The sequence below is a fragment of the Fluviicola chungangensis genome (assembly GCF_007558725.1).
In the GTDB taxonomy this organism is placed as follows: Bacteria; Bacteroidota; Bacteroidia; order Flavobacteriales_D; family Crocinitomicaceae; genus Fluviicola; species Fluviicola chungangensis.
Genome location: NZ_VLPL01000002.1, coordinates 84,194 through 110,381, shown reverse-complemented (window position 1 = coordinate 110,381; position 26,188 = coordinate 84,194). Strand labels below are relative to the sequence as shown.

Genomic DNA, 26,188 nt, shown 5'->3' with positions numbered 1-26,188 from the left:
ATTATTTAATTACTTTTGCATAAAAATTACAAGCATGAGTTCCTCAAACGTTCGCGTTCGTTTCGCACCTTCTCCAACCGGACCCCTGCACATGGGTGGTGTACGGACAGCACTTTACAATTATCTTTTTGCCAAGCACAATAACGGAACCTTCATTATTCGGATTGAAGATACCGATCAAACCCGTTTTGTTCCCGGTGCACAGGAATACATCATGGATTCTTTGAACTGGTGCGGGATTATTCCGGATGAAGGACCCGGAATCGGTGGAGAATATGGTCCGTATATTCAAAGTGAACGCAAGGAAATGTATCGTCCGTATGCAGAAAGTCTGGTGGAAAATGACAGGGCATACTATGCTTTTGATACTCCGGAAGAACTCGATGCTGTTCGCGAACAGGCAAAACAAATGGGAATGCCCAACTGGCAATACAACAGTGTTACACGTACGAACCTGAAAAACTCTTTGACACTTCCAGCTGATGAAGTTAAACGTCGATTGGAAGCAGGTGATCCCTACGTCATCCGTTTCAAAATGCCTCGAAATGAGGATATTCGCTTTGAAGATATTATCCGTGGATGGGTTGTTGTAAACACGAACAACCTGGACGACAAGGTGTTATTCAAAAGTGACGGCATGCCAACCTATCACCTGGCGAATATCGTGGATGATCACCTGATGAAAATTTCGCATGTAATTCGCGGAGAAGAATGGTTACCGTCTGCTCCGATGCACGTGATGTTATACCAAGCCTTCGGTTGGGAAGCACCTCAATTTGCACATTTGCCATTATTATTAAGACCTGATGGAAACGGAAAACTATCCAAAAGAGACGGTGATCGTTTAGGCTTCCCGGTATTCCCGGCAAATTGGACAACCGCAGAAGGTGAACTGTATTCAGGTTACCGCGAAAACGGGTATTTTGCAGGAGCTTTTATCAACATGCTCGCATTCCTGGGATGGAATCCGGGAACAACACAGGAAATTTTCTCCATGGATGAGCTTATCCAGGCATTCACATTAGATCGGGTAGGGAAAGCAGGAGCCAAGTTTGATCCCGAGAAAACCAAATGGTTCCAGCAACAATATTTGAAGCATACTTCCGAGAAAGAATTGGCCCGTTTATTAAAGGAACAATTCAGCTTAACGGATTCCGAAGAGCGCCTGGAAGCATTTTGCAAGTTGATGAAAGAGCGCGCAACCTTTGTGAAAGATATGATGGCAGAAGGATCTTACCTGATCCATAAGCCAACTTCATACGACGAACAAACTGTTTCGAAGAAATGGAAAGAAGGTTCCGCTGAACTGATGAATGAATGGAAAGGCAAATTAGATGCCCTTTCAACGTTTGATGCTCCAACTATCGAAACGGCATTTAAATCATTTTTGGAAGAGAAATCCTTGGGGATTGGTGCCGTATTGCCTTTATTCAGATTGCTGCTTACAGGAGCCGGAACGGGACCTTCTATGTTTGAAATAGCATCCTATTTGGGCAAGGAAGAAACATTGAACAGGATGAACGACGGATTAGCCAAACTGGGATGAAGCACATCATTGAAGTCAACGGAATAAAACTCTATGCCTATCATGGCTGTTTAGAGGAAGAAGGCAGAATCGGCGGAAATTACATCGTAGATGTCCGCATGAAGACTGACTTCCAACAGGCAGCTTTGAGTGACGAATTGAGTCAAACCATTGATTATGTTCATATCAATGCGATTGTAACCCAGGAAATGGCCATTCGCTCCAAACTGATCGAACATGCGGGACAACGAATTGTTTCCCGTATCGAACGAGAGATCAACGGATTAATCGGTCTGCAGGTGAAAGTCACTAAAATTTGTCCTCCTATCAACGGAGACGTAGATAACGTTGCAATTATTATTGAAACCGGAACTTGGTAGTTTTTAAAGAATAATTACTATTTTTGCGCTCACAAAACGGTCTCGTGGCCGAGCGGCTAGGCAACGGTCTGCAAAACCGTCTACTCCGGTTCGAATCCGGACGAGACCTCTTAAAAAGCTTTCATCATCGGTGGAAGCTTTTTATTTTCTATTGATTATAAAACGTTTATTCCGGTTGTTCCGATAGCTATCGTGGACCGGACGAGACCTCAAAAAACTGGACGATTAACGTCGGGATTTTTTGTTTTATTCATTACTGCATGTCTGTAAGCTCATAAAGTTTTACGATCCTAACCATGTTGATTAAAAACAAAAAAGCACCCGTCAAACGACGAATGCTCTTTCTTATGTTTCAGTATACGTGTAATTATTAGCGTCTTAATTCGAACAGTTGAATATCCCTGAAACTTTTCCCGTTCTGATCTTTTCCTGTAACAATGGCTGCATAACTTCCGTTCGGCGCTTCTTCGCCGGATCTATCTCTTCCGTTCCATCCATCTTGTTCACCAGGCGTATTTGATCGGAACATTTCACGGTTATTCTGATCTATGATTACCAGTTGGAACTCATTGATGTTTTCAGCTTCTACAAAATAGATATCATTGCTTCTGTCACCATTCGGAGTAAAGACATTCGGGAATTTGGTAACTTTCGCTTCCAATTTAACGAAAACAGGTTCTTTGATGTCTTCAGGGTGTTTTACAGGCGGTGTTTCTCCTTGTTCCTGTTTCTTGTCAACGGAAGACTTCTTCGAATCTGTTGTCTTTTCATCCGATTCTTTCTTACTGTTGTCATTCGGAGCCTTATCGGCTGGTCTTCCCTTATCCGGTTTTGTTGCTTCAACAGGGTCGTTATCATCGATCATACTGTGATCATCCTGTTTGTATTCTTTGTCATTCGATTTTGTAAGCTGCGAAATATCTTCAACCGGCTTATCAGCAACCTCCATAGGTTTTGTATAAATAGTATGCGGTGCCAGTTTCGTATTCTCAAGCTTACTCTCTTCAGGATTCGATACAGTAATATGCTGAGCAACCTCTTTCGGAGAATCCGTTTTCTTATTTGCTTTTTCCTCACCTGAATTCAAAGCAACAACAGTAGTGACTACACCTACAGTTCCCACTGCAGCTGAGCCAATAATCCATTTCGTCAAAGCAGAAAGACCCTTTGTTGCCACCGTTGCTGTAGAAGCAACGCCAGCAGCAGCCATCTTAGCCTGAACACCAGCCCATAGCTCCGGCTTTACCGTAGCGGTTTGGTTTTCAAATGCTTTCGAAAACAGTTCTTGTATATTATCTTTTTCAATCACGTCCTAATAATTCTAATTGAGTGCGTAGAAAAGCTCGTGCACGCGAGTATTGTGATTTGGAGGTATTCTCCGTCACTCCCAATGTATCTGCTATTTCTTTGTGTGAATAACCTTCTATTGCAAACATGTTAAATACAATGCGGTATCCGTCCGGCATCTCATCAATTAACTTCATTAACTGTGCCAGGTCCATTCCATCAAACTGATGGTCTGTAAAGGATACTTTGTATTGAACCTCTTCAACTTGTACGTCATCCAATAATTTTTTGTTCTTTCGAATGGTGTCCAAAGCAGTATTTACAACAATTCTTCGTATCCATCCTTCCAGAGATCCTTCCATTTTGAAATCCACAATCTTCTGAAAAACTTTTACAAAACCATCCTGTAATACGTCCTCAGCTTCCTGGGTATTTCTTAGATAACGCTGGCAAACTGCCAACATCTTGGGAGCAAACTTATCAAACAACGCTCGCTGTGCTTTTGAATTTCCTTTGGCGCATTCATTTACCAATGTTAAATCATCCATAGCACTTGCTGTATCAATAGACTCTAAACTACCAAAAAAGGTTGCACCTCTCTGAATTCTTCAAAATAAAAAATTAATTTAGCAAGACTTTAACACCCCATGAAAAGAAGTATTGCTTCCTTGTTACTGATGCTTATTTCAGCAACAACTCTCTATTCTCAAAAGATCCCGCTTCTGCCAGGAGCTTATTCTGCTTATCTTCAATTGAACGAAACCACGCAATTACCTGTTCATTTGACTGTCGAAAAAAAACAGAAAAGAATACTCCTTGTAGTTCACAATGCAGAAGAACGGATCGAATTAACAAACGGTATTAAAAAAGGTGATACCATTATTTTACCCTTTCCAAGCTTTGATTCCGAGTTGCGGTTTATTACCGATAAGAAGAAAGAAATCAGGGGTTATTGGTTCAACTATAATAAAGGTACCAATTACAAAATTCCTTTTTTCGCTAATTTCAATCAGAAAACACGGAAAAAGGAGTTTCCAGCGGGAGATCTCAATGGAAAATGGGAAACACACTTTTCTCCCGAAACCACCGATGAGGAAAGCGCGTTGGGGATCATTGCTCAAAACCAAAATCACCTTACCGGAACTTTCAGAACAGAAACCGGCGATTATCGCTTCTTGGAAGGAACCATTGAAGGATCCAAGTTTTACCTTTCTGCTTTTGATGGTTCACACGCCTTTTTACTAAGTGGTACCTTGAAGGAACATTACATCCAGGGCTATTTTTACAGTGGAAAACATTATGCGACGGATTTTGTTGCTACTTACAATCCGAATTATGAATTGCGGGATCCGGATTCCATTACTACTCTTAAAAAGGATAACACTGCATTCAATTTCAACCTTAAAACGCTTAGCGGCACAGATTATTCATTTCCAAACCCGGAAACCAGGGGGAAGGTTGTTATCATACAAATTATGGGAACCTGGTGTCCGAACTGTATGGACGAAACAAACTACTATAAAGAATTGTATGATAAGTACCACTCAAAAGGATTGGAAATCATCTCCATTGGGTATGAAGCAGCAGATTCATTTGAAGAACAGGCGAAGAAAATACTCACATTGAAACAACGTAAAAACCTGGAATTCACTTTCCTGGTAGGTGGAAAGGCTTCCAAAGAAATTGCTTCCGAACAGTTTAAAATGTTGAATGAAGTAATTTCCTTTCCAACATCCATTTACATCGGACGTGACGGAGAAGTAAAACGCATTCACACCGGGTTCAACGGCCCGGGAACCGGAGAAGTATACGCGGAATATGTTAATAAAACCAATGCGTTGATAGAATCCCTTCTGGGAATTACCGGTTCAAAGTAAGCCGTTTCGAAGCATCCGCTATTTCCCAGGCAACGAAGAAAACCAGTCGTGCTACTTTTTCTACTTTCGGGAAGATGATCTTTTCCACATCATCTGTCGGCTGATGGTAATCTTCGTGTACTCCGCTGAAGTAAAAAATAACCGGAATATCGTGCTTTGCAAAGTTGTAATGGTCAGAACGGTAATAAAATTGGTTCGGGTCAGACAAGCTATTGAATTTATAATCCAGTTTCAATTGGGTATACTTTGTATTCGCACGTTCATTGGCATTATGCAAATCGTCACTCAACATATTTGAACCGATGATATAGATGTAGTTGGTATCTTTTTCGTGGCCGATATCGTTTCGGCCGATCATATCGATATTCAAATCAGCAACCGTATTTTCCAAAGGAATAACCGGATGCGAAGAGTAGTAATCCGAACCAAGCAGTCCTTTTTCCTCACCGGAAACGGGCATGATCAAAATAGAACGCTTCGGTCCTTCACCTTGCTTCTTTGCTTCCATAAACGCTTCTGCCAGTTCCAGCAACGCAACTGTTCCGGTTCCGTCATCATCCGCTCCATTGTATACAACTCCGTGATCTACACCAATGTGATCATAATGTGCCGTAATCACCACGACTTCTTTTGACAATACCGGATCGCTTCCTTCAATATATGCCAATACATTGGAGCTTGTCAGTCTTTCCTCCTGCGTGTTCAATTGCCCACTCAATACAAACAAGGGCTTCGGGTGTTCTGTTTCTTTGAATTTCCCTTTTCCAAAGATATAATTGGTTGACTTATTCTTCAAAGAAAGCATGGCCGAGTCCTTCACAAACAGGATCGGAAATTCATCTTTCTTCTTTTCATCTGCCAGGTACATGGTTTTTGTAGTAACGTAATGCTCCATGTATTCGTAAAGTGTTCCGTATTTTTCTGAAACCAGGATGATCCCCTTGACGTTCTTTGGTAACTGCTTCTTCAAAACAGAAACTTCTTTTCGAACTTCCATGCCCTTCATGACATAAATAACATAACATGGCTTTTCTTCAATCTTCGGTAATTGTTCGACGCTGTAAACCGGCACCTTATCCAAGGTCGTTTTTGACTTACATCCATAATAAATAAAGTCCGTTTTGAAACGAAACGATTGATCATTCAAAGACATAGTTCCTCCCGGTGTACTTTCAATCACATCAAAGCTTTGTTCATAACCCGACATTCCCGGAGCAAAAGAACAACCCAGTTTTTGAAAATAAGCACTCAGAAATTCAGCTGTCATCTTCTGACCTTCTTTCCCCGTTTCGCGTCCCAGATAACTATCCGAAGATAAAATGGTCAGGTTCTTTTTCAGGTCCGATTCATTAATATAGGTACTGTACTTTTTGGCTGCATCGATTTGCTGGGAAAAACAAACACATACGGCACTGAAGAATAATAGACTGGTGATTCCTTTCATAATTATCATTGAGAATGTATCATTGAGAATTGAAAAAGAGAGTCAATGACTTTTCAATTCTCAATTTTCAATTTTACCTTACTTGCACATGGGAATTTTATCAATACGCTTCTGGTGTCTTCCACCTTCAAATGCAGTATTCCAGAAAATATCCACCATTTCAAGTGCTTCTTCTACGGAAACAAATCGCGCAGGTAAAGTCAAAATATTTGCGTCGTTGTGTTCACGAGCCAATTGTGCTATTTCTTTTTTCCAGCAAAGAGCTCCACGGATTCCCTGGTGTTTATTAACAGTCATATTAATACCGTTCCCGCTTCCACAGATCACAATTCCTTTCGAACCTTCATTTGCTTCCACATGATCCGCTACCGGGTGACCAAAATCTGCATAATCAATGCTTTCTTCACTGTAACATCCGTAATCCTTCACCTGGTAACCAAGTGATTCTAAATGTTTAATAACTTCTGACTTCAATTGAAATCCTGCATGATCTGCTCCGATTGGAATGATTTGTGACATAATACTGAAAGTTTCGTCAAAGTTAAGGCTTATCAACAAATGGAACAATCAATTAACAATAAGAAAAAATACCAGCTCCGGAAGTACTGATTTTGTTGGTAGTACAAAAAGGAGTTTTACACAGGATTCACATTCAAATTGTCAATATCTGTTGGAAAGATTCAATAACTATTTCTAGGAAATTCAAACTATTTGATCATATGTACAAGTTTTTGAATTGAGCATCTAAAAGTTTGATCAAATTATCGCTCTTTTATCACCATGTTAAACACATATTAACACCGTGAAAAGAAACTATTTTATCCACATGAACAATTTGACCCGATTTGTTCATATCTGCGTAAAACCTTGTGACAGAACCTCAAAATAACCAATCGCATTGTCAATAAATCCATCGAAACAACTGATAAGTTAAAAAAACGAATCTTTCCATTGAAAGTTTTACACGAATTAACACCCCTAATAGATATAATAGATTTCTTTATTTAAAATCTTTTTATTCTATATTATTTTGTTTTCGCTCATTTTGAAGACTAATTTGCACAATTCATAGTTAAAGTTTATATTCGAATAGACGAATGAAAATGAAGCGTCTGCTAAATAATTAAAACAGATGGTAATTAACGTTCAAAATTAATTACTTTTGAACCCAAAGCTGTAAAGAATGACGAAGGCTAATGTATTAGTTGTAGAAGATGAATTCATTGTTTCGAAGGATATCCAATCCAGTTTGAAAAAGCTTGGTTATCATGTTGTTGGCGCAGCTCCATCGGGTGAAAAAGCACTTGAATTATTGGAAGCAAATCAGCCGGACATCGTCCTGATGGACATCATGTTGAAGGGGGAAATGAATGGAATTGAAACAGCAGAAATTGTACGTAATCAGTATTCCATTCCGGTGATTTATTTAACCGCTTATGCGGATGAAGCAACGTTATCAAAAGCAAAAGTTACCGAACCTTACGGTTATATTTTAAAACCTTTCAAAGAAATCGATTTACACACATCGATTGAAATGGCACTTTATAAACACAAGAAGGAGCAGGAAGTGGAACGCGAACGCGACATGCTATACTCCCTGGTGGAAAACAAGGAAAAAGATTCTCTCAATGAATTCATTTTTGTAAAGTCCAACAGCAAATTGGTGAAATTGAATATGAACGATATTTATTTCATTGAAGCGCTGAAAGATTACGTAGTTATCAACACCAATGAAACGCGATACACCATCCATTCCACGATGAAGGATATCGAAACAAAATTGGGTACAGACCAGTTTATCCGTGTTCACCGTTCGTTTATTGTCCGTTTGGATAAAATAGCATCCATTGATTTTCCCAATCTGCAATTGGAAAATGACCGTAAACTCATTCCTATCGGCGGTTCATACAGGGATGAATTGACAAACCGGATAAAATTGCTTTAAGAACAAGCAATAGACTATTTCTTAAGTACCTTTCCCTCACCAGATTGCTGTCTATACATTTTTGTTTGGAATGGTATCGAATTAATTCATTAGCATTGGTAAAAATTACGTGCTTATGAAGTTTTGTCTACTCACCGTTTTATCTTTTTCAATTGGCCTGACAGTAGCTCAAAATAATGCTGACAGAATTCTGCACGTGAAATTGCAGGACGGAACCGCAGTATATGTCCGGGACGGAAAATTGGTTTCTGAATTTGGAAAATTACCGGATCTGAGCCAATTTGGCTATTGGGAACCATTTTACAATATTCCTTCGGAACAGCTTCAAAGGTATTACCTCCAGGCAAAACAGAACCTGAAAAAAAACCTTTCGGACCCGAATACGATCTTTGAATTTCACGTAAAACCGGGTGTCACACTTGAATCTGCGAGGAAAGCAATCCAGGAAAATACATACGCACTCAACTATGTCAGTATACCTCCGAAATTAAGCACACCTGCCGTGCCGAATCTTGAGCCGGCACAACTTTACCTGTTTGACCAGGATCCGGGAATGCATGTTCAGGAATTTTGGAATGCCTATTCCATTTATGGTGCCGGTGTGAAAGTGTGTGATGTGGAATATATATTTAATTCGGATCATGCAGATTTACCTCCAGTGATTATTGTGGGACCACAACCGGAGGATCCGGGTTATGGACCGAATCACGGAACCGCAGTACTGGGTGAAATTGCTTCCCTGAACGATGGAATAGGGACAACCGGTATTGCCTATCAAAGTCAATTGTATTTTTCGGGTGCTTATATTAATCAGACTTACTACCTGGAAGAGGCATTGATCAATACCTTAAGTGAATTGGATCCGGGAGATGTGGTTTTGATCGAACAGCAAATTGGAGGTCCGAATCAGAATCAGGACTATGTACCGGTAGAATGGTATGAACCATTTTATGATGCCATCCAGCTGATCTCCGGGAACGGACTAATCGTAGTGGAAGCAGCTGGAAACGGAAATCAAAATTTGGATGACCCGATTTTTAGCATGGACAATAACGGACATTATCCCTTTTTGCAAGAAAATTGGTCGGAAGCCATTATGGTCGGGGCAGGAGCTGTTGGGATTAACGATGCCCCGCGTTCGCGCTTATGGTTTTCCAATTACGGTAGCCGGATTGATTTACAAGGGAATGGAGAAGGCGTTGTAACAACAGGTTACGGTTCTGCGTATGGGGCTGACGGACCAAACAAATTCTACTCGGATGATTTCGGAGGAACTTCCGGAGCTTCCCCGATTGTTGTAGGTGCAGTCACCCTTTTGCAGTCACTATACCGGAATTTTACGGGAAATACGCTAACAAGAGATGAAATCAGGGATTTGTTGGTAAGTACCGGAAAACCACAGGTTGCCGGAGTATTGTTTCCGGTTACTGAAAAAATAGGCCCGTTACCGAATATTTTTGCCGCAGGGAATTATTTAACAGACCATTTGGGAATAGATGCCTACAACAAAAATGCGTTTTCGGTTTTCCCCAATCCAACGAACGGTTCTTTCTCCATATATGTACCAAATGAAATGGTGAAGGAATTTAACCTGAGAGATCTTTCGGGAAAGGAGATCGAAATCAACGAGGTAAAAACAGATACGGGATTTGAAGTTGAAAATATCCATCTGCAAGCAGGAGTTTATTATTTATCGGTGATTTACAAAGATGGAACGGTGGTTACCAAGCCGGTTCAGGTTTTAGATTGATTTTTAGTATACCATTAAAATGTAGGGTTTTTATAGATTCCTTATTTTTAAGCTATGGAGAATCTAATCATTACTTCTGACAAAGAAAAACTGGATTTGGAATACATTACCGGCTTTATTTCTCAATCGTATTGGGCAAAAGACCGCACAAAAGAAATGATGCGGACATGCATTGATAATTCCCTGAATTTTGGTCTGTTCTTTGATAATCAGCAAATCGGTTATGCGCGGGTGGTAACGGATTACGCACAATTTGCTTATCTCATGGATGTATTCATTGACGAAAAATACCGGGGCTTGGGTTATTCCAAATTACTCATGGAATACATCCTGGAATGTGAACCATTGAAAAACGTCAAAGTGTGGCGTTTGGCTACTTCTGATGCACACGGATTGTATCGACAATTTGGATTTACGGAATTGAAGAGCCCGGAGAAGTTGATGGAGTTATTTAGACCTTAAAAATCAAATTTTTCGGCTTCGCCGGAAAAACAAAATACATATGGTACGTTTAATTATTCCAGTGCTGCTGCTTTCGATTGCAGCCTGTTCAGACTCGAAGTCAGTGAAATCGGAAAAGAACCCGTTCAAAACCGAACAACTCTACAAAGGCTACTCCAACAGTGGCGGCTATTTGTGCTGCCTGAAAATTACCCCTGATAACATGGTGCTTTTTACCTATGAAACGGCAGGAAATTCCATTTACGGCGAACATTCCGGAACGATTAAAGCAATCAATGATTCCACTTATCACGTGAATTGCAAGCTAACATTCGGACAATATATCTGCAAAGCACCCACACTTGATTCACTGACGATCTTTGTTGATCCGTCGGCAGCACTTGATAAAAAATCGATCCTGGTGCAATACGGGAATGATGATCTGATGAAACTGAAGCGAATCGATAAATCGAAGCTTACCTTTGCTTTTGACGATCAATTATTCAATGAATACACACCGGCAACCATACTAACGGACCACACACATCCGCTTACCGGAGAATTACTCACCATCAAAGCCAGCTTTGGAAGTGCTTATGACTTTGTGCAGGGTGATGAGGTGGATTTTGACATCGTTATTTCCGGTGATTCTCTTTACACGATTAAAGAAGATGCGGTATTCCAAACAGGTTCTTTCCGGCTGAAAAAACAAAAATCCTGGAAAAAATAGTGTTTGAAAAATCAACACATTGAACTAATTTGGATGAAATTAATTTACAATAAAGAACAAATATGAAAGTCAACCGAAAAATAATCGTCATTTACAGTCTACTCATTTTATTCAGTTTGGGTTCTTGTGATTTGGAGGGATCATCGGAAGAAGGCACTCCGACCTCTTATGTTGTCAAAGCAGACGAATCCACCAGTGTAAACAAGTTGGGAAAGCTGATCAACCTGGAAAAATTCCGGCCCGAAAAAGTGGAGTTTCATCACACCTTTATTGAGACAATAAATGGAGGTGGTTCTGATGAACCAAAAGACGATTATTTGCAGGCGGTTCTTTATTTTGATTCGCGGACCTTTAAAAAAATGCTTGATCTGTGTAAAAAAACGGATTATGCATTACCAAATTACCGGAAAAAAACATTTGATTTTCCCTGGTTGAGCAAGGAGCTTTCGACTGAATTGGAAAATTCCGATGCGGATTATCACGGTCACCCGGACTTGTTCTTCGAAAGCGAAGGAGGAAAGTTGTGGTTCCTGGACCAAAAAGTCCTGTTTTACCGGGAGATCAGGTAAATGAACTAAATCAAGAGAAAATACGAAAGCCTCGTGGTTTTTGTGAGCTTCGTGGTTAATCACTCCGCCACCGAAACCAGCTCCAGGTCAATTTGTCTCTTCTTTGGGTGAACTTCCGAGATCTTCACCCGGACATTATCTCCGAAATGGAACGTTTTCCCGGTTTTCTGGCCCACAATCGTCATCGTCTTTTCATCGAAGGTATAACGGTCGCCGGGAAGTTCTTGTAGTGCAACCATTCCTTCACATGCATTTTCGGTCATGCGCACAAACAACCCGAATTCAGCCAAACCGGAAACAATTCCGTCAAATTCTTCTCCGATCTTGTCGTGAACAAACACCACCTGGAAGTACTTATTGGATTCGCGCTCCGCTTCCGTTGCTTTGCGCTCCGTGCGTGAAATGCGTTTGCAGATATCTTCCAGTGCCGAGTTGTATTTATGCGGCCTGTGCTCCAGGCACTCCAATAAAATGCGGTGAACCATCAAATCGGCATACCGGCGAATAGGTGAAGTAAAGTGGGTGTAGTACTGGAAAGCCAAACCGTAGTGGCCGATGTTGTCCGTATCATACGTTGCCTTCGCCATGCTCCGGATTGCCATTTGCTGAATGATACTGTACTCGTTCTTCAAACGGATATCGTTCAATAATTTGTTGATACTCTGTGCTGCCTTTTCCGGACTTGTAAATTCCAAAGCATGTCCGAACTTATCTAAAAATAAACTGAATAATGCGATTTTTTCCGGATCGGGCTTGTCATGGACGCGGTAAACAAATGGAACAGGATCTTTGCCCTTTTGCGGCATTCCAACAAACATCGCTACGCGTTTATTTGCCAAAAGCATGAACTCTTCGATCAGCTGATGCGCATCTTTTGAAACCTTCACAACGACATCAACCGGCTCTTTGTTTTCATCCAGTTTAAAGCGGATTTCTTCCGAGTTGATCATCAAAGCGCCCTGTTTAAACCGTTCTTTTCGATAGATTTTTGCGATTTTATCTAACAAATGCAATTCTTCCTTGTATGGACCTTCTGCTCCTTCCAAAATTTCTTGCGCATCTTCGTATGCAAAACGGTGGTCTGAATGAATCACGGTTTTGCCGAACCATTCGTTGTACAATTTTCCAGTTTCATCCAATTCAAAAACGGCCGAAAAGGTAAATTTATCTTCTTTCGGTCTCAGGGAGCAGACCATGTTGGAAAGCTGTTCCGGCAACATGGGAATGACGCGGTCAACCAGGTAAACGGAATTCCCGCGCCGGTAAGCTTCTTTGTCCATCGCTGAATCCGATTTCACATACTGACTCACATCCGCAATGTGTACACCGATCTCGTAATGTCCGTTTTCCAATTTGCGGATAGATAGCGCATCATCGAAATCTTTTGCATCTACCGGATCGATGGTAAAGGTCAGAATATCGCGGAAATCCCGTCGCTTCGCGACTTCCACCGGATCCAGTTCCAAACTCACTTGCTCCGCTTCGTTCATGACATCCGCTTCAAATTCAATCGGAATTCCCTGCCCGATCAAAATCGAGATCATTTCCGTATCGTGAATCGAATTTCCTCCCAAAGTCTGGATCACTTCCCCGAAAGGAAACTCCGCAGATTTGGGCCAAACGGTAATTTTTACCAGTGCTTTATCTTTGTTTTTTGCTTTATTGAGTTTTTCAAGGGGAATGTAGATCTTGACTCCGGTTTTGGTATTGTCGGGAATTAAAAATGCATGTTTATCATACATGTGGATCGTTCCAACGAACTGGGTCCGCTCGCGAGAAACCACTTCCATGATCTTGCCTTCCGGACGGGTACCGCTTTTTTTGATGAGTGTGACTTTCACAATATCTCCGTGGATGGCGTGACCGATATTATGCGGGGCAATGAAAATATCCGGCTCGTTTTTCCCAACCGTAACAAATCCGGAACCACGCTGCGTCAGCTCCAATTCTCCCTCAATCGTTTCGGTAATATTGGAATAAGCATAGGTTTCATGACCGCTTTTGCGCAGAAAACCTTCTGTTTCCAATTCACGGAGCAGGGCCACAACCAATTTACGGGATTCACTGTCGTGAACATGCAGCAAACTGCAGACCTGTTTGTAGTTCAAAAGAGCGTCGGGATGTTGTTCAAATAATTTTCGAATGATGTGATACAGACCGGTTTTTAATTTCTTGGTCGATTTGTCTTTGATTTTTTTTGGTCCTTTTTTCCCCATAATTCGCGTTGTAGTGTAAAAATACGATTAATTGCAGGTAAGATGTTCAATTTTAAGCTTAAAATGGTAACTTTGATAGAAACAGAATAAAAATTTACAACAATGAATAAGCGAATTGAAGCGGCATTAAATGATCAAATTCAAAAAGAATCTTCTTCCTCTCAATATTACCTTGCGATGGCTTCCTGGGCTGAAACAAAAGGGTTGAACGGTACAGCCAAATTTATGTACTCCCATTCAGATGAAGAGCGGTTCCACATGTTGAAGCTGATCAAATTTGTGAATGAGCGCGGAGGTGTAGCTGTTGTTCCTTCAATTCCGGAACCTCCAAGAGAATACGATTCCCTGGAGCGTGTTTTTGAATTGTTACTTGAGCATGAAGTGGGAGTTTCTGAAAGCATCAACAACGTTGTTGACGTTTGCCTGCAGGAAAAGGATTATTCCACACACAATTTCATGCAATGGTATGTTTCCGAGCAATTGGAAGAAGAAGCGTTGGGGCGCAGTATTCTGGATAAATTGCGTTTGATTGGCGGAGATAAAGGAGGTCTTTATTTGTTTGACCGTGATATGGAAACTGCTGCCAAAGCAGGAGGTGTCGGTCAGAAAGCATAAGGCCCTGAGAGTGAAACTTTTTCAGTGAATTATTCGTTGAAATAAACGAAATAAAATACGTATGCTCGTTCGATTACTAGGAATTGGAGCTGTTGTTGCGTTTGCTACTACTAGCGCGGTAAGTCAAGTCTCGTATCGTTTTAGAAATTTTTCTATTAACGATGGACTCTCGCAGAGTTCGGTGACGACTATTGTGCAGGATGAAGCCGGCACCCTATGGCTCGGAACGCAAGACGGCTTGAACCGTTTTGACGGACAGCAATTTGAAGTATTTACTTCCGATGACACGCCGGGGTTGGCAAGTTCCTACATTCATTGCGGATTAAAAGACCAATCGGGACAATTGTGGTTCGGGACGGCAGATGGAATTTCTGTTTACAACCCACGGAAGGAAACATTCCGCTCCCTTTTGGCTTCAGACGAAAACAACCTTTCCATTGAAAGTATTTCGGAAGAGGAGAACGGGAATATTTGGCTGGGATCCTCCACGCATGGATTGGCCAAATACGATCGGACCACAAAAAAAATCTCCTTTTTAACGGGAGCAATTCCTTCCAAACGCATCCATTACATTCGGTTCGTTTCGAAGGAACAATTGGTCGTTTCGTTTGAAGATGTGGGGGTATATGTTTACAACCTGAAATCGAAAGCATGGAAACAACTGACTCCGCCCAACAGTCAAAAAACCTGGCTGGTCTCAGATGTGGAAGCCTTTACCGAAAGCAGTTTTATTTTATCAAGTAATGAAGGCCTGTGGCTGTTCGATACTCAATCGGGGAAACTGTTTCCGTTCTTAAAATTTATTGGCAAAGAATACGGAATTGAAGAATTCTCAGACGTATATGTAAAATCAATGAACGAATTTTACATTGCAACGGTAAACAATGGGCTGATCAGTGTAAATAACTCCAAAGATGGTTACCGGATCACATTCAGTAAAAAAGATATTTTCCAGAAGAATGCGATTTTGTTCAACGAACTCAACGAATTGTTTTGCGATGAGAACGGAACGATCTGGATCGGAACACTGAGAGGATTAAGTGGCTTCAACCCCAAAAACGATTCGTTTTTCGGCGTCGGTCCCGCTTCCAATCTCTCCCAGGGATTACCTTCGGAAAGTGTTTGGGGCTTCGAAGAATCAGATGATTACTCGAAGGTTTACATCGCCACGGATTTTGCTATTTCCGAATTGGACAGGAAAACAGGGACGTTCAAACACTATTATATTTCAAAATCCGAGGATTTCAACGAAAACAGCATTGTTTCCATTCACCTCATAAGTGATCGGCACTTTTTGATCGGGGCCAACGACGGGTTGTATGAATTAAAGATCCGGGACGGCCAGGGAATATTTAAAAAGATCAATTACAAAGGAATTTCCAACCCATCCGGTTTCCAACGGGTGTATAGGATCACACCATACAAACAATCCCAATTTTTTATCGCTACAAAAGGCGGAGTGCTGTTGTATGATCTGAAGACCGGAGAGTTTAAACCGTTTGTCTACGATCCCAAAAAACCAAAAACGACCATTGGTGCGGGTGTTTGCCGGGTTGCATACAAGGGATTGAATGACACCTATTATTTTGCCACCGGAGTAGGGGGAATCAATATTCTCACGCACGATAAAAAAGGAAAAGAGCAAATCGTTCCCTATCCGATGAACAAATCCATTCTGAAGGCGAGCAGGGACGTGATCTCGAGTATCTACCAGGAAGATGAAACTACGTTGTGGCTGGGATCTTCCGGATCCGGATTGCTTAAATTGAATTTGAAAACAGGAGATGTTGTTGCCTACACACGTAAACAAGGGTTGCCAAATAATTTCGTTTACGGAATCCTTCCGGATAAAAAAGGAAACCTGTGGTTGAGTACCAATAAAGGGTTGTGCAGATTTAATACGGCCCAGGAACACTGCACGAATTACTCCGAAGTAAACGGACTGATGAGCAACGAGTTTAATACCGGTGCTTATTTGCTTTCCGGAACCGGAGAAATGTATTTTGGGGGTATTGAAGGATACAATTTTTTCAACCCAGAAAATTTGCAGGAATTGAAGGAAAAAGTATATGTCAACTTCCTGAAATTCCGCTTCGATGATCAGTGGCTGAAACCGGGAGATAAAAATGCACCCTTTAAAGAATCGTTTTTTTATCAGTCGGAGATCAAATTGGGATACGATGAACGAAGTTTTACGATCCGCTTTGTACCCACAGACCTGATCAACCGCGATTTGCTCCAGTTCAAATACGAATTGGAAGGATTGGATGAAGGTTCGGTATATCTGGGTTCTTCAAGTGAAATTCACTTTACGTCCCTGACTCCCGGATCTTACGTTCTCAAAGTATATGTTAAACGCATTGACGGAAATTGGGTTCAGGCAACATCCAGCATGAATATCGAGATAGCTGCTCCTTTTTGGTGGAAGTGGTGGTTTTGGGTACTGGTTTTGATCGTTTTGACCCTGGTAATTATCATTTTCATCCGTTCCCGAATTAATTTGGCCAGAAGAGACCAGGTCCGGCTGGAGATGAAAATTGTGGAAAGAACAAAGGAGATTCGCGCTCAAAACATGAAAATCGAATCTCAGAAAAAGGTCATTGAAGAAGAGAAAACAAAGGTTGAAGAACAAAAACGCCTGCTTCAAATTGAGAAAGACAAAACAGAAACCCTGCTTCGAAACATTATACCGGAATCAACGGCAGAAGAATTAAAAACGAAAGGAAGAGCTTCGGCGCGGGCATATAAAACGGTTTCTGTATTGTTTACGGATTTTGTCGGGTTCACCAAGATTGCGGAAGGATTAAAACCAACAGACCTGGTAAACAAACTGGATGTGTATTTCCGGAAATTCGATGAGATCATTGTAAAAAACAACCTGGAAAAAATTAAAACGATCGGTGATGCATACATGTGTGCCGGAGGTGTTCCTGTTAGAAACAATACCAACCCGATTGATGCAGTTCTGGCAGCTCTTCAGATCCAGGACTACATGAATACGCTGAAAGAAAATGCGTTGAAAACAGGAGAAGAATACTGGGAGTTGCGTCTCGGGATCAATACCGGGGAAGTAACGGCCGGGGTAATCGGTTCGGAAAGATTGGCGTATGATATCTGGGGAGCAACAGTCAACCAGGCACAGCGAATGGAAATGATGGGAGAACCTGGAAGGGTAACCATTTCAGGGTCTACCTTTAAACTGATAGAACCTTACTTTGAATGTACTTACCGCGGAAAGGTAAAAACAAAAAGTAAGGGATTGATCGAAATGTTTACGGTAGAGCGCATCAAACCGGAACTTTCCAGAAACGGAGAAGGACTCTATCCGAATGATCGTTTCCAGCAAATTGTCAATCTGCATTTATACAGCAGCATCAATTACTACAAAGCAGAACGGCATATCATTAAAGTGCTGGAAAAGGGATTGTCTCCGATGTTACATTATCATAGTATTGAACATACCAAAGATGTTGTGCGTGCAGTGGAACGTTACGCACTCCTGGAAGGTGTAACGGATGAAGGGTTGTTCCTGCTCAAATCCGCAGCTACCTATCACGACGCCGGGTTTGTAGAAAGCTATGAAAAAAATGAGCCCATCGGGGCCCGGATGGCGGAAGAAATTCTTCCGAAATACGGATATTCGGACCAGCACATCGCCCAGATCAAAGAGTTGATTTTCGTGACGCAAATTCCGCATCAACCGAAGAATAAATTGGAGCAAATTATTTGTGATGCCGATTTGGATTACCTTGGAAGAGACGATTTTCATGAGATCTCGGACCGTTTAAGAAGAGAATTGCGCGAACACGGAAAGATTCAAGGTGACCGGCAATGGGACCTTATGCAGGTTGCTTTCCTGAATATGCATAAGTACTTTACGCCAACAGCCATTGCCAGCAGACAAACCAAAAAAATGCAAAACCTGAAAGAGGTGGAAGAGCGTCTGGCCAGAAATGAGTATAAGGATTGATCAAAGTAGGATTTGATTAGGTAGAATAAAAAAACAAGTCTATTTTTGAAAAAAAAATGAAAATGAAGTTTGGTTTTTTAGCGCTGCTTGTCCTAATCACCTGTAGCTGTAAAACAAAGGAATCCACACCTTACAGCAGTTTACAAAACACAACCTGGAGCTGGGTTTCAACCACTCAGGACAGCACATTCTATGAAGATACCGCTTCTTCTTCAAACAGTCAGGTATTAACTTTTATTGATTACAAGAACCTGGAATGGAAACGAAATGACAGTGTTTTTTACACGGGATTATTCGTATACCATTCAAAAGTATCCGTCCTGACCGGAACACATGAATTGATCATGGACCTGACCGGAATTCCTGATGGTTATATTATTGATCGTTTAGTCGACACGCTCTGGCTCCGGGAAGACATTGCAAGCGGAAGCAAGACATACAGATACCTAAAAACAAATTAACTAAAAAGGGGCTTCTTAAAAGCCCCTTTTCTATAAGTATTCAATAAATCTTAGCTGAATAAAACACTGCTTCCGTATTTTCCTGCAACCGGATTAACGATCAATGTTGGAATTTGCGCATCATTGGTAAGAATATACTGCTCGTGATTTGCTGTAATGACCCCCAACATGTTATTGCGGTTCAAATTCATAATTGCGATCAAATCCGCGTCCAGGGAAACAGCGTGCTTTACTACTTCTTTGTCAAATCCACTGGTCGGAACCACTTTTGTCGTCACGTCGATTCCTCTTTCATGAAAGAAACGGACCGCAAACTGGATATTTGCCTTTACCTGGTGACGCAAAAACTCGTCGGATTCGTCCGGGGTGATTACGTGTACACGTGATTTGAAGTAAGTAGCAATGTTGGCAACGTATGCCAGTTTTTGCTTCGTTTCCTTGTTTAAGTCCAGGGGAACAACGATATCGTCATACCCGGTTTCTTTAATCGGTTTTTCCTGGACAACAATAAAAGGAACGGTAGAATGCGTGATCACTTTTAACGCGTGACTTCCTGTGATGTGCTGCCACCCGGTTTGACCGTGCGTACCCATGAAAATTAATTCGGCATGATTCTCAGAGGCAAAGTCGCCGATATCATCAAAAATATTTCCAACCCGGATAAACGAAGTAATTTTTATTTCTTGTTTGTGTTGTTCAACAACGGCTTTTAGTTTTTCTTCAGCTTCACCAACAGCTTTTTCTTTTGCCACGACATGTAAAAGCAAAATTTCTGCACCGGTTCTCTTTGCCGTATTAATAGCATGATTCAGAGCGTTTTCCGCAACCGGGGTAAAATCATGGGGAACAATAATGGTCTTTTTTTCCATAAGGAGCATTTGTGGGTTTTATATAGTAGTGCAAATGTAATCAAAGCATTAGAAGCTAGATTCTATTTCTTAAATCAATATTAAAAATAAGACGTTAATAAAACAATAAGTCGTTGTTTTTTCTCACTTTTGTAAGGATTACAAAATGAAGAAAAGATGCCAATAATCGGGAAATTACTTAAAAAGACTACCGAATTTTCGGCGCGGAGAAATGCGTTGAAAGGACTTGATTTTAAGGATCAAATAAAAGTTCTCTCAAAAATTTTGAAGTTTGCTCAGGAAACCAAATTTGGCTATCATTATGATTTTCAGTCTATTTTGGATTCGGAAAACATGGTTGAAGAGTTCCAGAAAGCAATTCCAATCCGCGATTACGATCAGTTTTATCAAACCTGGCTGCACCGTTGCCTGGATGACGAAGAAGATGTGATCTGGCCGGGGAAAATTAAATATTTTGCACTTTCTTCCGGAACAACCGGTTCGCCAAGTAAGCGAATTCCCGTAACAAAACAAATGATCCGTTCGTTTCAGCGAAATACGATCAAACAATTTACAGCCACAGCAGACCTGAATTTGTCGGATGGATTTTACCAAAAATCATTGATTGCCGTTGGAGGATCTTCCAAACCGGAAAAAAAAGGAAAACATTATGAGGGAGATTTATCCGGAATCCTGAAGAAACATACATCCGTTGTGCTGCTCCCGCTGACCAAACCGGATAGTGAAACGGCTGCAATCAAAGATTGGAATAAAAAACTGGATCGCATGGTGGAAAAAGCTCCCGAATGGGACATCAGTACCATTGCCGGAATTCCCAGTTGGTGCATCATGCTCATGGAACGCATCATCGAAAGATACCAGGTGAATTCGATCCATGATATCTGGCCGAACCTGGAATTATACTTAACGGGAGGAGTGTACGTGGAACCATACCTGAAACGTTTTGAAAAAGTATGTGGGAAGAAAGTACACATTCTGAACACTTACCTGGCTTCGGAAGGATATTTCGCCTACCAGAAAAGAGCGGAAAGTAACGGAATGCAGTTGCTTTTGAAATCGGGTATTTTCTTCGAATTCGTTCCGTTTAACCGCGGTAATTTTGATGAATACGGAAACCTGAAACCGGAAGCCAAAGCGTTGACGGTAAATGAGGTAATTACCGGAGAAGATTACGCATTGGTGATTTCAACCAATGCCGGTTTGTGGCGCTATTTGGTTGGTGACCTGGTCCAGTTCGTAGATTTGGAGCGACGTGAAATTCGCATCAGTGGACGGATCAAGCAATATTTGAGCTTAGTCGGTGAGCATTTATCCCTGGACAATATCAACACGGCAATCATGAAAGCCGGCGAAAAACTCAATGTAGCCATTCCCGAATTCTGCCTGTATGCCAATTCAGACGAACAAAGACATTACTGGTGTTTCGGAACGGACAAGCCTATGGACAATGAATTGGTGATGAGAACAGTGGATACTTTCCTGTGTGAGTTAAACGACGATTATGCTTCTGTCAGAAAATACGATACCTTGAAAACACCGGCTTCCTATCAGACGGATGTAAACAACTTCTATCAATTCATGGAAGAAAAAGGGAAGCTGGGATCGCAGAATAAATTCCCGCGGGTGATGAATGAACACCAAGCACAGGAATGGAGGTTGTTTTTGGGAATTTAAAAGCAGGAAAATGATTCGTGTTTTTTACATTCTGTCACGTCTTTCAAACGAATGACACAACATTCATTAGCCCATTCTTCTTTTAAGAACACGGTCGCGTTGCCTGGATTTGTAAAGAGCATTGGCAATTACTACGAGAATGATCATCGCTGAACCCGCGTAGAAGTTCCCATTCAGCAACTCATCTTCGTGCAGGATCGGAATTGCCAATAGAATGGTATAAACCGGTTCCAGGTTAATGCTTAAAGAGACGGTGAAAGCACCCAGCTTTTTCATGACTTCAATGGTTGCAATGAATGCAAAGGAAGTACAACAAATTCCCAGGAACAACAACCATGCAAAATCGCCGCCGGTCATTTTGAATAGATTACTGTCCAGTTTTCCATTGAATAAAAGCATTCCGGAAAGGAAAACCAAACCAATTCCCATTTCATGCAGGGTAATAGCGGATGACGGAACTTCTTCTACCAGTTTTGCATTGAATACCGAAAAGAAACCCGCACAAAGTGCTGAAGTCAACCCTAAGGCAAGAGCTAAATATTGTTTTTCATCAAAGTCGGAAGAGACAAAATAGATCCCGAAAATGACCAACAGCCCGAAAGCGAATTCGACCCATGAAAACTTCTTTTTGAAAACGATGGGTTCAATCCATGTGACGTGCAATGTTGCTGTTGACAAACACAAAATTCCCAGTGAAGCCGTAGAAAGCTTAATCGCACTGTAAAATGTGATCCAGTGCAATGCCACAATAATCCCGGTCCCCAAAACTTTCAGCAGGGCTTTTCGGTTGCGAATCCGCATCGGCATTTTCAGAAAGTACAACCCGATCATTAAAGAAATAAAGGCAATCAGGATGCGGTGCCAAACCAGGTACTGGGCTTCAATATGAATGAGTTTTCCTAAAATTCCCGTAAAGCCCCACATGAAAATAATGAGGTGCATCAAAATATGATACCGGAATTTTTCAAACATGCGCCAAAGTTAGGTATTCGGATTTTAAAGATACGGTCTTAATATAGGAAAGTCTTAAAATCCTAATGTCTATTTCCTATCTTTGTAAAAAACAGCAGTTATGTCACACATCATCACATTGAGCGATTTTATTATGGAACGCCAGGCGGAGTTTCCCGGTTCTTCGGGAGAATTATCCCGCATTCTGAACGATATTTCAATTGCATCAAAAATTGTGGCCAGAGATGTTCGCAGAGCCGGTTTGGTAGATCACATTCTTGGTTCTCACGGAGATATGAACGTGCAGGGTGAAGAACAGCAAAAGCTGGATGTGGTGGCGGATAATCAGTTTATCCGGGTATTTGAATCCAGTGGTGAAATTTGTGGGATTGCATCGGAAGAGAATGACGACTTTTTGGCATTTACTTCGGAACGCGCTCAAAGCGGGAAATACATCGTGTTATTTGATCCGCTGGACGGTTCGTCCAACATCGACTGTAATGTTTCGATCGGTACCATTTTCTCCATTTACAAACGCGTTTCCCAAAAAGGTTCTCCGGCAACCCTGGAAGACATGCTGCAAAAAGGAACCCGGCAGGTTGCTGCAGGATACGTGTTGTACGGTTCATCAACCATGTTGGTTTATACCACCGGACATGGGGTGAACGGATTTACATTGGATCCTTCTATCGGTGAGTTTTGTTTATCTCACCCGAATATGCGGATGCCGGAAATGGGACGTATTTACGCGATGAACGAGGGAAATATTCACGAATGTGAACAAGGAGTAAAAGATTACATTTCGTTTTGCCAGGAAGTGCAGGCGGACGGAAGACCTTATTCCGGAAGATACATCGGGTCGCTGGTAGCAGATTTCCACCGAAACCTGATCAAAGGGGGAATTTATATTTACCCTGTTACAAACCAGAGCCCGAAAGGAAAATTGCGTTTGTTGTATGAATGCAATCCATTGGCCTTTATTGCAGAACAGGCCGGTGGAATGGCAACAAATGGTACAGAACGCATTTTGGACTTGGAACCGCACCAGTTGCATCAGCGCTGCGGATTCTTTACAGGCTCCAAAAACATGATGGAAAAAGCAATGAACTGTTTGGAAACTGCCCGCGCGAAAGCCTGAAATGTTCTTCGACTTCCGGAAAATAGAAAACCTTCATATCTTACTGTGGCTTCTCAAAGATATTTGTTGGGCGGCAGATTTGAAATGGCTGGGAACGTTTATGATCCTGCCAACCATTTCTGTGGCAATCTGGCTGACATGGAAAATGCGCAAATCATATTCCGAGCTGATGCACAACCTGGCAGTCATTCTCTGGATCCTCGCCAATTCGACCTGGATGATCGGGGAGTTTTTCTTTGAAGATGGAACGCGGCCGCTCGCATTAATTTTCTTCGGAAGCGGGTTGATCATACTTTTCATTTTTTACGGTCAACAGCTGGTTTTGAAGTTCCGTTCGAACTAGACTGGCTAGATCAATAAACTGTACGGAATACTTTTTTCAAGTACGGATTTCCGCAACAATCAAAAAATCGATTTTCACTTAGTTTGCATAACAAAACGATTGATTATGCGACTACTTGTCTTATTGATTACCACTTGCATTACTCTTATGCCATCTTGTACAATTCAAAAGCGGACGTTTCGAAACGGTTATTATATTTCCTGGAATAAATCCGTTTCAACAGGAAAAAATAGTGTGAAAGCGGAAGAACCCGAACCAAAAACAGATCCGATAACTTCTGCGGATAGCATTTGGGAAGAAGAAATGGAATTGGCTGAAAAGCGCACGGGAATGAATGCACCGGATACCTTACAAACCAAGCAAGATCTGCTAAGTAACCAGGAACTGAAAAAACCGGAAATTCCGTATTCTGAAACGGCACTTGCGGACAAATTAGCCATGGCAGTGAAAAGTGTAAGGGAAAAAAGATTGCCTGTAGAGGAAGAAGAAACTCCTAAAAAAGAAGTAAACCTTTTCGCTCTGAATGCATTTGTGTTTGCAATGGGTTATTTAATATTGATTTTCTATGCCTTTGATCAGAGCAGTTTGAATTGGCCGATTGTTCTGGCGGTAATTTGCCTTATTACGGCTGTTATTTTTGCCATTGTCGGGTTATTGAAATGGCGGCGTAACCGAACCGGATTTTGGGGGACCTTTTTTGCATTGATGGCACTGATATTACTTGTTGCCGGAACGTTTGTTTTTTTAATCTATGCGATAAGCAATTCAAGTTTCGGATAGTTATTTCAGCGTATTCATAACCGATACATCCGGCAAAAAGCGCGCCGTTTGGTCCTCTTTATAAGGAACACTCCTGGTTTCAAACAGTTTTTCATTTAATTCCGGATAGATAAGGGTATTACCGGCTTCCAGCATGCGTCTTTCCGGCTGCCGGGTAATTGTTTGAACGATCGTTATCGTATCATGAATGACGTCTGAAACGGTTCGTAAAACAGGAATCTCTTTAATGATCGTGTCGTGGATGATCTTTCCGGAAGAAACGCCGTTTGCCAGGGAAATTTCCAACGGGTGTTCGGAAAAGTGCCAATTCAACGAATAGTTTTTCTGTTTTCCGGCCATAAAAAGAAGCACCAAACAGGCTGCGCCGATCAATACCTGGTAAAGCGGGATGCTTCTGTTCAACAAATGGGTTTTCGTTTTGGGAAGCCGCAACGCAAGTGGTTCCCCGGAATCGTATTCGAGCATTTCAGCAGTAGCGATCACTTTTCGCTGAAGGCTGTATTCGGCTTCCGTGAGGTGATTTAAAACAAAAGACCGTTCTTCTTTGTTGAGGTCCTCAAAAGGTTTGGATGCTATCAAATCGAATAAGCGTTCGTGTTGTTCCTCCATATCAATTCAATTTAAAAAGTGTTGTTTCAAAACGCGGATCAAAGTGTTTGAGATGATCCGTGATTTTTTTGGTCGCGTAGAACAACCTGGACTTAACCGTTCCCAGGGAACTTTCGGTTATTTCAGCGATTTCATTTAGGGAAAAATGTTCCAGGTACCGCAATACAAAGACCGTTTTATGATGGTGCTCCAGGTTGTCGATTCCCTCCTGCAATGCGATTAAAAACAGCCTTTTTTCCACCAGGTTTTCAGCCAATCCCTGCGGATGATTGATTTCAGGGTGAAGTGAAACCGTTTTTCCATGATGGCGGTAAGCCGTTTTACACATGTTGGAAGCGATGGCAAAAATCCAGGAATAGAATTTCTTGTCCGGATCAAACAGGTGCTTTTTCTCCATGAGCTTTAAGAATATTTCCTGCACAAAATCCTGTGCCAAATCCACATCCTTGTTCAGCATCTTGATAAAATAACCCAACAACTTCTTGCTGTACCGGCGATGCAATTCCACCAATGCAGCTTCTGCCTGTTTGGCAGAAAAAGAAGCGTGATGGCCCATTACCTGGACCATCAGCTCTTCGTCGCTTTGTTGTTTATGATGTAAACGTTTCAAGTAT

At 41.5% G+C, this 26,188-nt stretch carries 24 protein-coding genes and 1 tRNA gene; 16 read left to right on the top strand and 9 right to left on the bottom strand.

The genetic code is table 11. The annotated features are described in order from the left end of the window. The first annotated feature begins 34 nt into the window (after positions 1-34). The 3 genes from gltX (at position 35) to FO442_RS04130 (ending at position 2,014) form a co-directional block, all read left to right on the top strand. Positions 35-1,546, top strand: a complete 1,512-nt coding sequence (gltX, locus tag FO442_RS04140) for a glutamate--tRNA ligase (protein ID WP_144331892.1) — start codon at positions 35-37, stop codon at positions 1,544-1,546. After that, positions 1,543-1,905, top strand: a complete 363-nt coding sequence (gene folB, locus FO442_RS04135; RefSeq protein ID WP_144331891.1) for a dihydroneopterin aldolase — start codon at positions 1,543-1,545, stop codon at positions 1,903-1,905. Before gltX ends, folB begins: the two co-directional genes overlap by 4 nt. A 38-nt stretch (positions 1,906-1,943) precedes the next feature. Next, a tRNA-Cys gene (locus FO442_RS04130) sits at positions 1,944-2,014 on the top strand. A gap of 261 nt (positions 2,015-2,275) precedes the next feature. Here the strand turns inward: FO442_RS04130 and FO442_RS04125 are convergent. Further along, positions 2,276-3,214, bottom strand: coding sequence for a T9SS type B sorting domain-containing protein (locus FO442_RS04125; RefSeq protein WP_144331890.1), 939 nt, complete (start codon positions 3,212-3,214; stop codon positions 2,276-2,278). Beyond that, positions 3,207-3,740: an RNA polymerase sigma factor gene (locus FO442_RS04120; protein WP_144331889.1), complete on the bottom strand. Its 534-nt coding sequence runs from the start codon at positions 3,738-3,740 to the stop codon at positions 3,207-3,209. The genes FO442_RS04125 and FO442_RS04120 overlap by 8 nt, the downstream gene beginning before the upstream one ends. Positions 3,741-3,839: 99 nt before the next feature. On the opposite strand from FO442_RS04120, the gene FO442_RS04115 reads away from it, so the two are divergent. Continuing rightward, the gene (locus FO442_RS04115; protein ID WP_144331888.1) at positions 3,840-5,069 is read left to right on the top strand and encodes a peroxiredoxin family protein; all 1,230 of its coding nucleotides are present in this window, start codon (positions 3,840-3,842) and stop codon (positions 5,067-5,069) included. On the opposite strand, the gene FO442_RS04110 is transcribed toward FO442_RS04115, so the two are convergent. Both FO442_RS04110 and rpiB read right to left on the bottom strand, forming a co-directional pair. Then, on the bottom strand, positions 5,053-6,513 hold the full coding sequence (locus FO442_RS04110; RefSeq protein WP_222101971.1) for a M28 family peptidase: 1,461 nt from the start codon (positions 6,511-6,513) through the stop codon (positions 5,053-5,055). The two genes, FO442_RS04115 and FO442_RS04110, sit on opposite strands and share 17 nt — an antisense overlap. Before the next feature lie 78 nt (positions 6,514-6,591). Then, positions 6,592-7,032: a ribose 5-phosphate isomerase B gene (gene rpiB / locus FO442_RS04105; protein WP_144331886.1), complete on the bottom strand. Its 441-nt coding sequence runs from the start codon at positions 7,030-7,032 to the stop codon at positions 6,592-6,594. A gap of 664 nt (positions 7,033-7,696) precedes the next feature. Between rpiB and FO442_RS04100 the strand changes: the two genes are divergently transcribed. From FO442_RS04100 to FO442_RS04080, 5 genes are all read left to right on the top strand, one after another. Then, positions 7,697-8,458, top strand: a complete 762-nt coding sequence (locus FO442_RS04100) for a response regulator (protein WP_144331885.1) — start codon at positions 7,697-7,699, stop codon at positions 8,456-8,458. 115 nt (positions 8,459-8,573) lie between these two features. After that, positions 8,574-10,208, top strand: a complete 1,635-nt coding sequence (locus tag FO442_RS04095) for a S8 family peptidase (RefSeq protein ID WP_144331884.1) — start codon at positions 8,574-8,576, stop codon at positions 10,206-10,208. Between the two features lie 54 nt (positions 10,209-10,262). Next, positions 10,263-10,670 (top strand): GNAT family N-acetyltransferase, encoded by a 408-nt coding sequence (locus tag FO442_RS04090; RefSeq protein WP_144331883.1) that lies wholly within the window; start codon positions 10,263-10,265, stop codon positions 10,668-10,670. Positions 10,671-10,710: 40 nt separating this feature from the next. Next, positions 10,711-11,379 (top strand): hypothetical protein, encoded by a 669-nt coding sequence (locus tag FO442_RS04085; RefSeq protein ID WP_144331882.1) that lies wholly within the window; start codon positions 10,711-10,713, stop codon positions 11,377-11,379. 62 nt (positions 11,380-11,441) lie between these two features. Further along, a complete protein-coding gene (locus tag FO442_RS04080) occupies positions 11,442-11,948 on the top strand; it encodes a hypothetical protein (protein WP_144331881.1) in 507 nt (168 codons plus the stop codon). Between the two features lie 59 nt (positions 11,949-12,007). On the opposite strand, the gene rnr is transcribed toward FO442_RS04080, so the two are convergent. Further along, positions 12,008-14,164, bottom strand: coding sequence for a ribonuclease R (gene rnr, locus FO442_RS04075; RefSeq protein ID WP_144331880.1), 2,157 nt, complete (start codon positions 14,162-14,164; stop codon positions 12,008-12,010). A 102-nt stretch (positions 14,165-14,266) separates the two neighbouring features. Between rnr and FO442_RS04070 the strand changes: the two genes are divergently transcribed. The 3 genes from FO442_RS04070 to FO442_RS04060 all read left to right on the top strand — a co-directional run bounded on the left by FO442_RS04070 (position 14,267) and on the right by FO442_RS04060 (position 19,210). Next, complete coding sequence (locus FO442_RS04070) at positions 14,267-14,779, top strand: ferritin (RefSeq protein WP_144331879.1); 513 nt, start codon at positions 14,267-14,269, stop codon at positions 14,777-14,779. Between the two features lie 61 nt (positions 14,780-14,840). Beyond that, positions 14,841-18,749: an adenylate/guanylate cyclase domain-containing protein gene (locus tag FO442_RS04065; RefSeq protein WP_144331878.1), complete on the top strand. Its 3,909-nt coding sequence runs from the start codon at positions 14,841-14,843 to the stop codon at positions 18,747-18,749. A 62-nt stretch (positions 18,750-18,811) separates the two neighbouring features. Beyond that, on the top strand, positions 18,812-19,210 hold the full coding sequence (locus FO442_RS04060) for a hypothetical protein (protein WP_144331877.1): 399 nt from the start codon (positions 18,812-18,814) through the stop codon (positions 19,208-19,210). Between the two features lie 50 nt (positions 19,211-19,260). Here FO442_RS04060 and FO442_RS04055 read toward each other — a convergent pair whose 3' ends face one another. Beyond that, entirely contained in the window at positions 19,261-20,079 is an 819-nt protein-coding gene (locus tag FO442_RS04055; protein ID WP_186279882.1) for a universal stress protein, read from the bottom strand. A 156-nt stretch (positions 20,080-20,235) separates the two neighbouring features. On the opposite strand from FO442_RS04055, the gene FO442_RS04050 reads away from it, so the two are divergent. Next, positions 20,236-21,753, top strand: coding sequence for a GH3 family acyl-acid amido synthetase (locus FO442_RS04050; protein WP_144331875.1), 1,518 nt, complete (start codon positions 20,236-20,238; stop codon positions 21,751-21,753). A 66-nt stretch (positions 21,754-21,819) separates the two neighbouring features. Here the strand turns inward: FO442_RS04050 and FO442_RS04045 are convergent, their stop codons facing one another. Continuing rightward, positions 21,820-22,725 carry a DMT family transporter gene (locus FO442_RS04045; protein WP_144331874.1) on the bottom strand — a complete coding sequence of 302 codons (906 nt, stop codon included), beginning with the start codon at positions 22,723-22,725 and terminating at the stop codon, positions 21,820-21,822. Between the two features lie 100 nt (positions 22,726-22,825). On the opposite strand from FO442_RS04045, the gene fbp reads away from it, so the two are divergent. The 3 genes from fbp to FO442_RS04030 all read left to right on the top strand — a co-directional run bounded on the left by fbp (position 22,826) and on the right by FO442_RS04030 (position 24,965). Next, positions 22,826-23,842: a class 1 fructose-bisphosphatase gene (fbp, locus tag FO442_RS04040; RefSeq protein WP_144331873.1), complete on the top strand. Its 1,017-nt coding sequence runs from the start codon at positions 22,826-22,828 to the stop codon at positions 23,840-23,842. 1 nt (position 23,843) lies between these two features. Beyond that, positions 23,844-24,185: a hypothetical protein gene (locus FO442_RS04035; protein ID WP_144331872.1), complete on the top strand. Its 342-nt coding sequence runs from the start codon at positions 23,844-23,846 to the stop codon at positions 24,183-24,185. A gap of 105 nt (positions 24,186-24,290) precedes the next feature. Next, positions 24,291-24,965, top strand: a complete 675-nt coding sequence (locus FO442_RS04030; RefSeq protein WP_144331871.1) for a tetraspanin family protein — start codon at positions 24,291-24,293, stop codon at positions 24,963-24,965. Here FO442_RS04030 and FO442_RS04025 read toward each other — a convergent pair whose 3' ends face one another. Continuing rightward, on the bottom strand, positions 24,966-25,574 hold the full coding sequence (locus tag FO442_RS04025) for a hypothetical protein (protein WP_144331870.1): 609 nt from the start codon (positions 25,572-25,574) through the stop codon (positions 24,966-24,968). It lies immediately after the preceding gene. Position 25,575: 1 nt separating this feature from the next. Then, entirely contained in the window at positions 25,576-26,184 is a 609-nt protein-coding gene (locus FO442_RS04020; RefSeq protein ID WP_144331869.1) for an RNA polymerase sigma factor, read from the bottom strand. Positions 26,185-26,188 lie beyond the last annotated feature (4 nt).